General features: G+C 46.3%; 17 protein-coding genes. All 17 read right to left on the bottom strand.

From position 1 onward, the window contains the following. Positions 1-185: 185 nt before the first annotated feature. The 17 genes from ACWGOO_RS03025 to ACWGOO_RS03105 all read right to left on the bottom strand — a co-directional run bounded on the left by ACWGOO_RS03025 (position 186) and on the right by ACWGOO_RS03105 (position 12,980). A complete protein-coding gene (locus ACWGOO_RS03025) occupies positions 186-338 on the bottom strand; it encodes a YjcZ family sporulation protein (RefSeq protein WP_452481367.1) in 153 nt (50 codons plus the stop codon). Positions 339-449: 111 nt separating this feature from the next. Beyond that, positions 450-1,070 carry a glycoside hydrolase family protein gene (locus ACWGOO_RS03030; protein ID WP_452481368.1) on the bottom strand — a complete coding sequence of 207 codons (621 nt, stop codon included), beginning with the start codon at positions 1,068-1,070 and terminating at the stop codon, positions 450-452. After that, the gene (locus ACWGOO_RS03035) at positions 1,070-1,336 is read right to left on the bottom strand and encodes a phage holin family protein (protein WP_452481369.1); all 267 of its coding nucleotides are present in this window, start codon (positions 1,334-1,336) and stop codon (positions 1,070-1,072) included. The genes ACWGOO_RS03030 and ACWGOO_RS03035 overlap by 1 nt, the downstream gene beginning before the upstream one ends. 2 nt (positions 1,337-1,338) lie before the next feature. Then, complete coding sequence (locus ACWGOO_RS03040) at positions 1,339-1,596, bottom strand: hemolysin XhlA family protein (RefSeq protein WP_452481370.1); 258 nt, start codon at positions 1,594-1,596, stop codon at positions 1,339-1,341. A 72-nt stretch (positions 1,597-1,668) separates the two neighbouring features. Then, positions 1,669-3,339, bottom strand: a complete 1,671-nt coding sequence (locus ACWGOO_RS03045; protein WP_452481371.1) for a tail fiber protein — start codon at positions 3,337-3,339, stop codon at positions 1,669-1,671. A gap of 1 nt (position 3,340) precedes the next feature. After that, entirely contained in the window at positions 3,341-3,901 is a 561-nt protein-coding gene (locus tag ACWGOO_RS03050) for a phage tail protein I (protein WP_452481372.1), read from the bottom strand. After that, positions 3,894-5,024 carry a baseplate assembly protein gene (locus ACWGOO_RS03055; RefSeq protein WP_452481373.1) on the bottom strand — a complete coding sequence of 377 codons (1,131 nt, stop codon included), beginning with the start codon at positions 5,022-5,024 and terminating at the stop codon, positions 3,894-3,896. The genes ACWGOO_RS03050 and ACWGOO_RS03055 overlap by 8 nt, the downstream gene beginning before the upstream one ends. After that, positions 5,008-5,358, bottom strand: a complete 351-nt coding sequence (locus ACWGOO_RS03060; protein WP_452481374.1) for a GPW/gp25 family protein — start codon at positions 5,356-5,358, stop codon at positions 5,008-5,010. The genes ACWGOO_RS03055 and ACWGOO_RS03060 overlap by 17 nt, the downstream gene beginning before the upstream one ends. After that, on the bottom strand, positions 5,355-5,756 hold the full coding sequence (locus ACWGOO_RS03065) for a phage tail protein (RefSeq protein ID WP_452481375.1): 402 nt from the start codon (positions 5,754-5,756) through the stop codon (positions 5,355-5,357). Before ACWGOO_RS03065 ends, ACWGOO_RS03060 begins: the two co-directional genes overlap by 4 nt. A gap of 2 nt (positions 5,757-5,758) precedes the next feature. Continuing rightward, positions 5,759-6,328, bottom strand: coding sequence for a phage baseplate assembly protein V (locus tag ACWGOO_RS03070; protein WP_452481376.1), 570 nt, complete (start codon positions 6,326-6,328; stop codon positions 5,759-5,761). Position 6,329: 1 nt separating this feature from the next. Continuing rightward, positions 6,330-7,460, bottom strand: coding sequence for a phage late control D family protein (locus ACWGOO_RS03075; RefSeq protein ID WP_452481377.1), 1,131 nt, complete (start codon positions 7,458-7,460; stop codon positions 6,330-6,332). Positions 7,461-7,462: 2 nt separating this feature from the next. Next, complete coding sequence (locus ACWGOO_RS03080; RefSeq protein ID WP_452481378.1) at positions 7,463-7,669, bottom strand: tail protein X; 207 nt, start codon at positions 7,667-7,669, stop codon at positions 7,463-7,465. Beyond that, positions 7,666-10,401 (bottom strand): phage tail tape measure protein, encoded by a 2,736-nt coding sequence (locus tag ACWGOO_RS03085; RefSeq protein ID WP_452481379.1) that lies wholly within the window; start codon positions 10,399-10,401, stop codon positions 7,666-7,668. The genes ACWGOO_RS03080 and ACWGOO_RS03085 overlap by 4 nt, the downstream gene beginning before the upstream one ends. 4 nt (positions 10,402-10,405) lie before the next feature. Next, on the bottom strand, positions 10,406-10,603 hold the full coding sequence (locus ACWGOO_RS03090; protein ID WP_430041974.1) for a hypothetical protein: 198 nt from the start codon (positions 10,601-10,603) through the stop codon (positions 10,406-10,408). A 35-nt stretch (positions 10,604-10,638) separates the two neighbouring features. Then, the gene (locus ACWGOO_RS03095) at positions 10,639-10,974 is read right to left on the bottom strand and encodes a hypothetical protein (protein WP_452481380.1); all 336 of its coding nucleotides are present in this window, start codon (positions 10,972-10,974) and stop codon (positions 10,639-10,641) included. A gap of 14 nt (positions 10,975-10,988) precedes the next feature. Further along, complete coding sequence (locus ACWGOO_RS03100) at positions 10,989-11,513, bottom strand: phage major tail tube protein (protein WP_452481381.1); 525 nt, start codon at positions 11,511-11,513, stop codon at positions 10,989-10,991. Between the two features lie 15 nt (positions 11,514-11,528). Beyond that, complete coding sequence (locus tag ACWGOO_RS03105; RefSeq protein ID WP_452481382.1) at positions 11,529-12,980, bottom strand: phage tail sheath family protein; 1,452 nt, start codon at positions 12,978-12,980, stop codon at positions 11,529-11,531.

Raw genomic sequence — 12,980 nt, forward strand, 5'->3', positions numbered from 1 at the left:
ATGCTCCACCTTCATATCCACTCATGGCTTGAACCTCCTTTATTTGTAGTACAACATAATATATGCACAAAGACTTCAGAGTACAGGGTATACAGGTAATAATTACAAAAGATCATCGATCACATATCAATAGAGCCTTTTTACCTAAACAATGATTGGACATTACCGTGACATTGCTTTAAAAATTAAATCCAAAATGCTTTAGTGATGATAACCAACAGAATAAAGAGCACCAAAATTGCTGCTGGCGATGTGAAAGCACCAAAACAGTTTTCCCTACGCTCTTCCCTACGTTCAGCTCCTCCAACACATCCGCTCACATGAACTCCTCCTTTCATTTAGACACCATACACCGTATGTGTCACTCAATAAATTTGGCAAGGCTAAGTGGAAATGACTTCAACGAAAAAAAATCCCCGCCGACCAGTTAAGGTTAGCGGGGATTTGTCTTACTTGCTCAATGTAGCCGTATTAGTCTTACCATCCCAACCTACGGTAGCTCCTAATGCCTCGCCCACATCCCGCAACGCAACATACGTCGTGCCGTCAATAAGCTTAACGTCCGTAATGGGCTTGCCGTATAAGATTACATTTGCTTTTTCCATCTTTTCACCTTCTCCCTTTTCCGCATCCATCTTGTTAAATAAGGCCAATTCCGCCGCTCTGCGCCGTGTAAGGCCCACCAGCACCGTTCCGCTGGATTTATTGTACTTTGTTATATTGGCAGCTATCTGCGCCACCGTGCGGCCTTTACAGAGTGTTCTCAGACTTCCGGCCCCGCAGTTGTAACAGAAGCTAGTGAGCGCGTCGAACTGGCTTTGCGTTAGTTTGTCCGTCACTGGCACATACGCCTTATCGTTGACGTATGCCTCGTATTTAGCCATATCGGTGACCAGCATTGCGTCCGCCTGTGCCTGCGTGATGGTCATGCCTGCTTTGATATCCTGTCCATAATGCCCCCAGCCAATGGTCCAATACGTTTCGGTTGGTACGGGTTTATAGGCTGTCAAGCTGCAGCCCTCAAATGACTTGATTAGATCAATGCCTGCTTTGGATATTTTACGTGTCATTACTCGTCACCTCGCTTACCAAACTGCTTGACTACCTGATTGCCATAAACAGCAAATGCCCCGACCAGCACGCCCTGAATAACCGCCTGTGGTCCCCATCCTATCATCCAGACTGTCAGGATCACGGCGGCAGCAGTGACGATATATACAATGCTCCAGTCCGGCACGCGCGGTATTTGTTTTATTCCGATACCGATTACCCAACACACTGCCACAACGATTAATAATTTAGGGTCGATTAACGACCATACAGTATTCCAATCCATAATTAAACGCCTCCCATTTTAAGTACGGCGACGATTGCGCCGATTACTACAGTAATTGCGGAACCACTAACTGTGCGCCATAACCATTTTTGAGCGTCCTCGATCTTGTCCAGCCTATGGTGTGCTGACTTCGCTGACTGCGCTGCCGATATCGCCATATCTCGGACATCAATTGCTGAATCAAGCTTCTCTTCGATGTTGTCGATTTTAGTTTCTACCCTTGTGATACGTTGCAACGTTTCAATTTGTGGATCTTGCATCCTTCTTTCCCCCGTCTCTCACAATATAAGGCGCAAAGCCATAAAAACAGCGCATCCGATTGGATACGCTGGTTATTCAAATGCGAACCATTCGTAAGCCTCAACTACCGCGACGGGCGAGCCTCCGGCATAGTCGAGTATTCTGGTTGTTTCCACAGTGGCCCTAAACCCTCCGGGCTGTGCGGTAAGGCTGTATATGTTTACGCGGTTGTTAAATCTGCCTGACATTTCTATGTTGCCTGAACTAGAAGCTACAGCGAACCCATCAAGGTACAGGACATTACTGTTATCCCTCAGCCGCGTCCTGATGAATACACGGGCTGGCGAAAAAGTCATGCTGCTGACTGATAGGGTCATGGTCGCGCCGCTGCTAAAGTTTGGTGCGGTTGCTGACTGACCATTAAATGTGCCTGACGCGAACCTTTTTACAGGAAGGTTCGTTATAGCTGCTGCCAACTCTGCAAACGTATTGCTGCCGCTTGCATTGCCACCCTTGCCGTTAATTACGCCAGCAATAGCGCCTTTACCATTAACGACAGATGTAAAAAGGTCTTGGGACCAAGGCCCCCAAGTGTTATTCCTTCTTGTACGTATATAAAGAGAGTACTCTCCATGCAGGTTATAAAGTTTCTGAATTACGTAACCACCGCCTGGGTCCAAGGCCATAACCTCTACATACGCCCAAGCGCCAAAAGCTGTACCCAATGGACAATTCGTAAGATTTTCACCCACATATTCCCCGTTCTTCAACAGGTTGTTTAAATCGGTACTAGAGATAATTTGGTTAGAACCCACATCCGTTGTTAGTTTATGCTTTTGCCAATTTGAAGTCGTGTTGCTCGTTATTACCTCCGTCCACGCCCTCCAATCCGTATCATTGAAGGAAACGCGAGTGTATACACGTCCAGGGTTGTCGTGTGTGTGGTACGTTTGAATACGTAATCCATAATCGCCGTGAACAACAAGTTTCCCGTAAGTGTATGATCCAGCGGGGTAATTAGAGTATCCCGTCCAATTCGCAATCGACACGGCATAGTTGCCAGATAATATTGCGGTGTTCCAGTCGTTTGGCGCGTTCCCTCTATGTCTGTAAGCACTGTTAGCCAAGTCATAAGTAGTCTTCAATGCCTTGGCGTTCGGAGCTAAAGTTTCGGATGTGCTGTTCGTAGAGTTGGTAAGCTGTACGATCCCCTTTTGAGTTGTGCTGGCATCTGGCACTTTTACATTAGCTATTTGCTCGTTCGTGTACTCCTTAGATTCATTCAATGCCTCCGCTACATCTTGCGGGGTAGCATAGATAATTGTGTCGTCAACAACGACAGTTACTTGAGCTGTGTTACTGACGGTCAACTCGAAGTTAAAGAGTTTCTTTAATACAGCCGATGTATTTTGAGCATCTATATATTCCGCCCCTTCACCCGAATTTCCATAGGCGTAAAGTATCTCGCCTAAGTCTGGATCAGTGGCCCACAATCCAACCTCACGAAAGAAAAAACCAGCGCTGACACCTTGGTTGCTAAACTCGAAGCCTGGAACAACAACATTTTCATTTTGTATCTTCAACCGACTGACCGGGAAGGAGATTTTTTCGTTGATGAGTGCCTTTAATGCAATCGGCATTTGCCCAGCTAGTTTCCCGTCTCCCGCTGAAAATTTTGTATACGTAATCTTGGTCTGTCCAGCTTCTGTTTTAGCCAGAAGATTCCTGCCTCTATTAGTAATCTGAATACCATCAAACGCCAATTTAGTTCACCTGCCTTAAAGTAATAATATCCACTTGCTGTGTACCTACACCATAGTAATGTGTGCCCTTTGCCGAATCCAAGACGACAACGCGGCGCAAATGGGCGCTTTTCCGTTTTACGGACTCGACAACCTCGATGAACTGCTGCGCCTGTTCTTCTGTGGCCTTTGGATTGGAGACAACAACCTGAAAGTAACCAGGATCGTCGCCATACTCCCACCATTCCTCTACCTTGCCATAGCCGAATATAGTGGTCACCAATTCTTCCACAGCGCTTGGTGTCCCTTTTCGTCGATGGATGGGGATAGACTGACGTACAAGCTCCCTGCGCTGCTCAAGAGGCAATGTAGGGTCATAGTAGTCTACATGGAACTGCCAAGCCAATTCGTCGGTTTCTTCGTCTGTCCAGTCAGTACGACCGAACAAATCAACACGCTGAATCTTCGCTGTTAGCTCGTCCATCTTTACATCAAGAGCCATCGCTGCATCCTGTACTTGCTTATCAGTCCGTAAGTTATCAGGCAGCAGGTCTAATAAGCTTAATTCGGATAATTTAATCATCGACCAGCCCCCCGAAAGTCATTGTAACCGTGCCTTCCTTGGCAACCTGGTTTGACCCAAGATTCAGGAATATAGGCGATTTAATATCTACCCGTGAAGCTCCAGCCGCAACAAGCATATGTGTTAGCTGAGATGGGTTTATGTCTCGGCCTAATCGCGACTTTTGCCATAGCTTGTACTCGGATAAAGCGGCCTCTACTGCCTTTTGAATACTTGCTACGTCTGTTGCCCTTGATTTACGAATATAGTAGATCAAATCAATATCGTAGCTGACTTCTGGAGGAGCTTGAACGGTAACCTTATCCGTTAGAGGTCGCCGCTTTCTGTCATCTAGCACTGCAAATACCTCGTCCAATACAGTTTGTGAAGGGATAACGCCACCAGCAAGCAAAACAGTAGCCACTACCTGCATAGGGCTTGGTGAATCAACATGTACGTCGATAATTGAAGCACTGGCAGTTTTGGCCCAATATTCATAAGCCCCTTCCGGCCCAGCCACACTAAAAGACTCTGGAGCAATGTGAATACGCTCGCGGTATGGATCATTGTCCTCGACGGCAGCTCCGCCCGCTGTTTCGGTCAGATTGGTTACAGATGCCACGTATGGAAGAGGGTCAATCAGCGTCGTAAGTTGGCCTGCGATATATCCATTACCTTCTGTGCCAGACACATTACATTCGGCTGCAGCCGTGACCACAACATCACCGATCAGCACCGAAACGGCCTCCTTGGTAGAAAAATATATGGTCCCGTCTCCCTCAGTCGGACCTATACGGGTCCCTGCGGGGATAATCTGGACATTCGTGAGTGGCGTGGACAAAGTAAACTGTATTAACGTAACGGCATAATCAGCACCCAAACGCGGTGTTTCCACGAAGGCCCCTAGATGATCCAGCACAGTGCCGCGTGCATACCGGAGTAGTTGCCCCTTGGCGACCTGATTCAATTTAACCTCTTGCATTAACATCTTGTACGATATCGCATTTATGAAAGTGCGAAGCGGATCGGCTGGAGCAAGCTGTCGTTTTGCAATTGATTCGTACAGCTTTATAAGCGAATCCTGCATAGCCTTAACATCCGCTTGGACAAAATCAATATCTGGTAGTTCAGCCAATGTAGTCATCTGCGTTCACCTCCTGTTCCTCGAAGTAAATGACCGGAATTAACCGCCCGTTGTCAGGATCATCCTGCGGATTCACAAACTGCACTTCCTGAATTAAAATTCTTGGCTCATATTCACCAACCAGCTCATAGATTTGCGATGTGATAAGCGCCTTGGCAACTTCTGTCGACTCGTCCAAAGCAGACGGATCAAATCCAAATTGTCGATTTAAAACAACCGAACCACGCCAAGATGTGAGCAGCGTAAACAGGTTCTGTCGCAATTCAATCTCGCGTGAGGCCGGGGCAAAATCAATCGGGCGGGTACCGGATAACGTAAGATTGTACTGGCTCATTTAACGTACTCCTTTAGCGTTATGTTGATAGTTCCAGACAATAGGTTCCCTCGGTTATCCACGTGCGTCCAAGCCTGCTCAAGCCCTGTTACAACCCACAGACCAACGCCCAACTTTTTACCGCCAATCGTCAACGCTCCGGCTTTTCCTTTTCGATCCCAGTCAACCAGTTTGTCCATTTCTTTGCGGGGGTTCGTGCCATGCCATGCAGCAAAGTACATCGTGAATGTCACGGTGTCCAACCCCGGCCCTAAAAACTGGCTTTTGGGCTTTTTCAACATGATTTCATGGTCTGCCCATCGGCTGGCACTGGACCGGGTAAGCTCACGGAATGTGCGTATCACCTTGGGGGTGACGACAAAAGGAATATCCCCGTAACTGCCTATTTTAGCTGCCACATTCAGCCCCCTCCAATCTCCTGATTAAGTACATCCAACTTGCCTACAACCGTCACATTGCTGTTCATACGAACCTTAGGGGCATCGACACTAAATGACTTACCGTTTATTTGCACGGTTTCGGCGTTAACACTTACCGTCTTAGCCTGAATAGTCACGGATTCCCCATTTATTTGAACAGACTCGGCTTTAATGCTCACATCCTTGGCTTGTACATTCACAGCTCCAACCGCATTAATCTCTATTGAGCCAGTATTTTTATCAAAATACACGTAACTTCCATCCTCAAAATAGATCCCCCGCTGAGATTGGTCAGCAGGCATATCATAGCTACCGTCATATAATGCGCCAAGACAAACTCCATCTGTGCGCCCGTTCCCACGGAAAACGCACAGAACATTATCGCCCGGCTCAGGCATCGCGTTTGATAGCCCCCAACCAGTTCCGGTTGTTAGAAGCGGCAGTTCCGGGGAAACCATGTCGGACATGTCTGGAAAGACTACCCGGACCATTCCCGTGTCCGTATCTACGCTGGAAACAACGCCGATCCGTACTAATTCATCTGCCGCCATATTACCACCCCAATACCTTCCTAATTTCCAAATTGGTTGTATACCCCGATCCGCCCACCGCATGAGTAGCGGAAACGATAATGTACTTACCATCAAAGCGACCAAAGCCCTTGATTGTAATGGTCATCCCGGCTGCAAGACCGACATTACCCATAAGAGACAAAGTAGCTTTACCAGCCTCTTTATTCTTTTCACGGAGACTCTTACGAGCTGCGTTCAGGGCCTCCGCCTGTGACCCTACACTTTGGGACACCTTTAGAATCGGACCATCTTTTGGAGCACCAGGCGGACGATAAATAACCTTAATAGGCTTTGGCTGCTCGGATTTCTCTTTCTTCTTTTTCGAATCCTTAGAAGTAGATTCAGCAGCAGCTTTTGTTGTACTCTTATCATCTTTTTTCTTAGACGTGCTCTTTTTTGCGGCAGGCTGATAACTGACCTCACAGCCTGCATATGCTACGTCCTGAGTAGAGAATGAAAATCCATAGCTGATAATGTCCGACACTCCGCGCTCAATCGTCAACGCTGGCGCTTTCTGTTCATACACATATTCATCAAACAGGACTAGCTTTTTACCAGTCACTTTCAAGGCTATTCCTTCCTGTTTACAAAGGTCATTCAGGAAAGCGAGGTCAGATACATCCGTCTGATCCTGACGGTCGAACTTCGGGTTCCCATGAGCTTCATACATCAAGGCGAAACCCGCACGCTTGGCAATTTCAACAGCAATAGACTTGAGCGTCACAGACTCCCAAGCCTTCGTTTTTTTCTCCTGCCGAACATTTGTTGAAACCGGAAGCGATACCGCTTTAATACTGACGGTATCGGGTGGCCCAGCAAAGTCAATTGAGTCTACTTCGAACGTGCCACAATTAAGCCGTTTAATCTCTCCAGGCTTATCCCACCCGGTCGTCTTTATATAGGCAGTTATCCTGTCTCCAGCGCTTGGCGACCAAGGTCCTGACCATTTACGGTCCTTATCCTCCAGGTTAATCTGCAAATCATCCAACGTACCTGGCTCCGCATCGGTATAAGTAAAATCCAACAAATAACCGGACAACTCTTTTGTTATGTCCTTACCGTTGTAATTAACAACTACCTGGGCACGCCTTGCATTAATGATATTGTTCATTGTCACACCTTCCACGGTGGCAGGTCAGAGGCGGTTTCTTCAACCGTAGAAACATCCGGCAGTTGCAGAATTGTACCCGCTGAAAAAACAGAAACGTCGATGTAGTCCAAATTAAGATTCATAATCTGGATCATCAACGTTTCATCGGAAAATACCTTATAGGCAATCATATCCCAGGTATCCCCTTGGATTGTTGTGTATGTCGTCATAGGCTCGTCCTCGCATTCTGACGCTTCATGGCCTGATACTGCTGGCGGAAGGTCGGCTGAGCCGCCTGAATGGCCTGCTGTACCACTTCTTTATCCGCATTTCCTTGGATAGTGATGTCGAACTGTAATACGATGGAATCCCCGCCGTTATTAGTGGTGGTATACCCCATCATCCGGTTTGTTTTTTCCAGCAGGTTCATGCTCCGTTGCTTATTATTCAGCGGAATTACGGCTTCTGTTCCAGCCTCACCTGCGATGGACGGTCCTGTTGTAAATCCACCTTTTGCGAGCATCGGTATTTCAGGGATACCCAAACTACCGACCGTCCCCCCACCTGCCCATTCAGGTAGATCAAAGCTGAAGCTATTTATTTTTTGAATTGCTGAATTAATAATCCCAATGACTGCGTTAAACGCTTCTTTAACAGCACCTGTGATGCCATCCCAAATGCCGACTGCAACCTGTTTAATTCCATCCCAGGCCAATGACCAATTACCAGTAAATACCCCTGTCAAGAAGTCTATAACGCCACCCAATACATCAATAATCCCTCCGATAATCGGCTTGAGAATATTTATAGCACTTGTCACAACCGTAGTAATAACGGGCCACGCCCATTTGAATATACCGACCAAACTATCAATTACAGGCGCAATACCTGTGTTGTATATAGCCATAATCAGACCGCCGACTTTACTAAATAGCGCTCCGATTTTAGGCACCCATGCAGCCAATACAGAACTGACCTGAGGCAACAAAGTCTTCGTTAAATATCCAAAAACCGAAATGAACACAGGTGCAAGCTTGCTATATAAAGAGGACGCAAGTTTTAAAACTAAAGGAATTATTGCATTAAACGCCTGTTTCCCCATTTTCATAAGCGGGGTCAACAGGGACGTAACGGAACGTAAGGCCGGGGCAATGCCTGATAGCATAGCATCCAGTATAGGATTGACAGACTTTTGAAGCTCACTGACGTTATCTATTATGCTTCCAAAATCCAAAGAGCCGTCAAACGAAAATGCCTCCTTTAGATATCCCGTCATGTCGTCCAAAACGGGTTTCATACTTTTAACCAAACCATCGACTTTGCCTCTGATCCTATCAAATGTATCAACGACACCATTCGATATTTTAATGGCTTGATCCGGGCTGAACCCAATAGACTGCAAGCCTTTATTAATATCTTGCACGCCGCTGATATCTCCGGTACCCATTAATGCGTTGGTTAATAAGCTCCCTGCACCCTTGATTATGTTTTTTTCAGCAGCAAATTTATCAAATATATCAGATAATGCCGCCGAAAACTTATATGCCTTGTCTTCTCCAACACCGAGATTCATTAAGAACTTGCTAATGCCAGTAGCTGCCGACATATCCCCTGTGCCTGCCATCGAATTAGCAAACAGATCCCCTACATTCTGCAAGGCTTTAATAAAAGGTTGTATAACTTTCAGACCCTGCTTGAAATAACCCTTTATTTTAGGGATAGCTGTTTCCAATCCTTTACCAAAGCTAGCAAGGGCGGGCAATGCAAGGTCAGAAAGCGGGTATACAAATTCAGTGAGCAATTGCCTACCGATGGATCGGAAGGCATAGCTTATGGAGGAATATTTTATTTTCTGAACTTCTTGCATTGTATTTTTTGTTTTATCAAAGGCATTATTTGTACGCAAAATGGCCTGTATCGTTGATTTCTCTAAATCTTCACCCTGCGTACCAAATAGATTCAAAAGAGCCGTATTTTGCTTGATAGGGTCCTTAACTTTGTTCAATGCATCCCGAACTTCAAAATAAGCCTGACGTGCCACATCGCCACCAGAAGCAAACTTCTTCTGCATTTTATCTGCATTCAGCCCCAGAATCTTGTATGCCTCGTTCGTTGTCTTAGATCCATCTTTACTCCGAATTCCAAATTCCTTGATGGCATCACCAACTTTGTCCAGGTTGAATGCACCTGCATCCAGACCATTTTTAAAACTATTGAACATATCCTCCGCGCCCAAACCTATCGTTTTGTAATAAACCGCATACTCATTTGCAGAGTCCAGCAATTCTCCCGATTTATCAAGTCCCTTTTGCTTACCTTGTGCGAGTAGGTTGAAAGCTTCAGTATTGCTCAGATTTTTAAATTGCTTCGTCATGGTCTGTATAGCTTTATTTGTTTCTGGAATGTCATCCTTGAACACATCCCGAAAGACGATTGCATTTTTCGTCGCTTTTTCAAGCGCAGGACCTGTAAGTTGCAAAACCTGGCGCGTGTTCTCCATCGCGCCTCCAAGATCGTTCCAATCCTCACCAAGATTCTGATTATATAAATTCCGGGCTTCTTTTTTGATGGCCTGCATATCCTTAACGCTCGTGCCAGTGGATGCCGCATACTGGTTAAATGCTTCCTGCTGATCACCAATAGCACTACCGATATTGTTGATGGTACCCGTGACTGAATCCAATATAGCCATAGCACCTGATACTTCTGCGACTTTTCGAAAAGTGCGACCAAAAGAAGAAGCGGCGCTGCTCAGTTTCCCGAACGCGCCGCCTGCTTTTTTGGTTTGATCTGTAAGGTCTTCAACTTCACGTCGAGCCCGATCCGGGCCACGTGAATTTTGCAATTCTCGTAATTGACGCTGCAACTCCTCAACCTGATTATTAGCCTGGTCAAAGGCACGCCTGTACCTCTGATCAACCTCAGCAATGAGGTTCATTGCTACATCATATTCATGGGACATTAGATCACCGTCCTACGCGCCCTCTACGTCCGTTAGGAGCTTTGTTTTTACGTTTCTTTTCCGCTTCTTCCATTTGCTTTTCTAACGCCTCATTTTTCAAATTAACATAAGCTTCAAATGCCTCATGCCACTGATACAACTCATAAAGACTCTGGTCCAACCAAAAATCCAGAGAATTCCTTGTTTCAATTGAAAGTGTCATTATGATTTGCCTTATTTCCGCTCCGGCGTTACCGTTTATTCCAAACCGAGCAAAAAACTTTGTGCCATTGCGGTTGCACGCCCAAATACGCCGCCCGGTAATTCCTCAATTAGTTGAAACGGAACACCTGCAGCTTCGGCACACACGGCGGCCTGAAACTTCATGTTTACAGCTTTAATGGGTGAATCCATATCATTCAATGCCAAACGTTCGCTTAGAGCAATGAGTTTACGACCATTTACTTTGTCCCAATCAAAAGCTAATTCTGTAATTGGTTCTTGGTCTTCAAACTTAAAAGGCTTTGAGAATTTAAGGACATTTTTCCCCTCGTTATTTTCTTCTGCCGGGGTTGCTGTTTTCTTTTCAGTCATAGTCTTATCCTCCATTATTTGCCGAGCGCAGCCCGGATTTTAGCGCCGAAATCAACTTCATTCACGACAAAAACATCGTTAAATTTGTCAATTTCAATTTTATTCACACCGTTAATTGTGATCTTGATATAAGTGACCTCGTGTTCACAAGAATTATCCGACCCTGCTGCCGTCTCCAAACTGCCCATCGACAGAGTTTTCGGAGAACCTTTGATGGTTATTTTGATTGGAATAACGTCAATGCTGCCCGTTACCCGGTTCTGGCTCTGAATACCTGCACGCAGATCAACCGTATGTGTCTCCTGAGCAAATAGGTCAAAATAACCTTCTTCCCAAGTTGCAAAGTTGTATGTCACCTGCATGGAGTCAGTTTGTCCAAGCGTAGCAACGTTCACGGTACCGTTAATTCCAGCACCTGTGACATCATCAGCAAGCATAGCAATGTCCGGCAAATCAACCGTAGTTGTCCCAAGGTATTGGCTACCGTTACGTATAGCTTCGTATTTAATTGTCCGTAAATTAATTTTTTCTTGGCTCAAGGTTCAGCCCTCCCTTTACGCTGCTGTGAATAGCGCAGCAAAGTAAGATGCATCGTATTCCAGCACAAAATCAATATCCTGTGCCGGAGACGGCGGTGTAACATAGACATGAAACTTCATTTTCCCATCCATCAGTGCGGAGACAGGGTTTTCAGACGCATTAAATTCCACGCGTCCGCCCAAAATGTACCCTGCAGCAGCCAGGCCATTAAGCCAGAAATTCACTGCATCCGTAATCGACTCGATCAGACGCTTATCAGTGGAACCGTCAAGGTATTTCCAGTAAGTGAGCGTCAAGGTGTTGCTGATCCAGTCGAACATGCGGCGCACCGGAATGAATGACGACTGCGGGTCTTTTTGATCCGGGTACACACCTGTGCGGTTACCCCAAAGTACAAAGCCTCCAACAAAATTCAGTGCTGTGAAAATGCCATTCGCATTCATATACTGTGCCTGTTGGGGGCCAAGAGCAATACCCCTGCTATCCATTTTTGTTCCATCAATCTTTACCGATTTATTCGATGGTGATTCAGATGGAACCCCACCGTTATTGACGTCGGTTTGGATAATTCCCGCAGCTGCCACAGTAGATGAATGATAGGTACGTTCATCGTAGGTGAAAAGCGGATAAGTGTTTATCTGTCGCGGGTCAGTATAGGAATTTGTTTTCTTCCATGCTGGCAAGTCCGTATAAACACGATCTGCTGGCAGGTCTGTAATCGCCTGCGCTTTGAAGTGTCCACCGTTGAGGCTTGCTGCCTTTTCGGTCATTACTGCTGCAACAGTTGGATTTTGTGAAAATCCCGGTGCAACGATCAGAGCAGGAACGATTCGGAACAGCGGGAATACCTGATCAAGCAACTCCAGCCCCGTTGCCTCCCCTGTAGCCTCAATCACTCCGCCAATGATGTCCGCTGCTGTCACTTTGCTGCGGTCCAGCTTAGAGTATGAAATTTTAACAGCGCTGTTGGATGTCAGAGCGCCGGAAGCAATGCGGGATACTACGAGATTACCGGAAGTATTAAAGCTCACGCTGTAGTCCTTCCCTGCTGTGTAAGTGGTCGCTCCGTCATCTGAGGTGACGACCACAGACGATTTAATAATTCCTTGCACCGCTACAGTTACCACACCATCAGTCAATGAAAAGCTTGATGCGGCTACCGTTGCGTTATGTTTCGTTGGGTCCAAGACGTTCACGAACACAACTGGCGACAGCTTCGCCACTTTGAAGAAGTAATGCGTGAATTCAGACAGTGTGAAGCTTTCCCAGTCGTCCGAGTATCCAAAAGCAGCAACCACATCGTCCCGGCTTTCGCACAGGATTGGTTTATTTACTGGTGCGTCCTCCAGAGTTGTTAGATTGATTGGAGCAGTGCCGAACACGACTGGTAAAGTAATATTCAAAGGTACTGGCGTAATGACTTCCGCCGGCTGCTCGCTAACAAAAATGCCGTGACGTTCTGCCAT

The sequence above is a fragment of the Paenibacillus sp. NPDC055715 genome (genome assembly GCF_053617595.1).

Coding starts and splice junctions, on each gene's coding strand:
- ACWGOO_RS03095 (WP_452481380.1), bottom strand. CDS start 10,974: ATGACTGAAAAGAAAACAGCAACCCCGGCAGAAGAAAATAACGAGGGG.
- ACWGOO_RS03035 (WP_452481369.1), bottom strand. CDS start 1,336: ATGGATTGGAATACTGTATGGTCGTTAATCGACCCTAAATTATTAATC.
- ACWGOO_RS03075 (WP_452481377.1), bottom strand. CDS start 7,460: ATGAACAATATCATTAATGCAAGGCGTGCCCAGGTAGTTGTTAATTAC.
- ACWGOO_RS03085 (WP_452481379.1), bottom strand. CDS start 10,401: ATGTCCCATGAATATGATGTAGCAATGAACCTCATTGCTGAGGTTGAT.
- ACWGOO_RS03105 (WP_452481382.1), bottom strand. CDS start 12,980: ATGGCAGAACGTCACGGCATTTTTGTTAGCGAGCAGCCGGCGGAAGTC.
- ACWGOO_RS03050 (WP_452481372.1), bottom strand. CDS start 3,901: ATGATTAAATTATCCGAATTAAGCTTATTAGACCTGCTGCCTGATAAC.
- ACWGOO_RS03060 (WP_452481374.1), bottom strand. CDS start 5,358: ATGAGCCAGTACAATCTTACGTTATCCGGTACCCGCCCGATTGATTTT.
- ACWGOO_RS03080 (WP_452481378.1), bottom strand. CDS start 7,669: ATGACGACATACACAACAATCCAAGGGGATACCTGGGATATGATTGCC.
- ACWGOO_RS03070 (WP_452481376.1), bottom strand. CDS start 6,328: ATGGCGGCAGATGAATTAGTACGGATCGGCGTTGTTTCCAGCGTAGAT.
- ACWGOO_RS03040 (WP_452481370.1), bottom strand. CDS start 1,596: ATGCAAGATCCACAAATTGAAACGTTGCAACGTATCACAAGGGTAGAA.
- ACWGOO_RS03090 (WP_430041974.1), bottom strand. CDS start 10,603: ATGACACTTTCAATTGAAACAAGGAATTCTCTGGATTTTTGGTTGGAC.
- ACWGOO_RS03030 (WP_452481368.1), bottom strand. CDS start 1,070: ATGACACGTAAAATATCCAAAGCAGGCATTGATCTAATCAAGTCATTT.
- ACWGOO_RS03025 (WP_452481367.1), bottom strand. CDS start 338: ATGAAAGGAGGAGTTCATGTGAGCGGATGTGTTGGAGGAGCTGAACGT.
- ACWGOO_RS03055 (WP_452481373.1), bottom strand. CDS start 5,024: ATGACTACATTGGCTGAACTACCAGATATTGATTTTGTCCAAGCGGAT.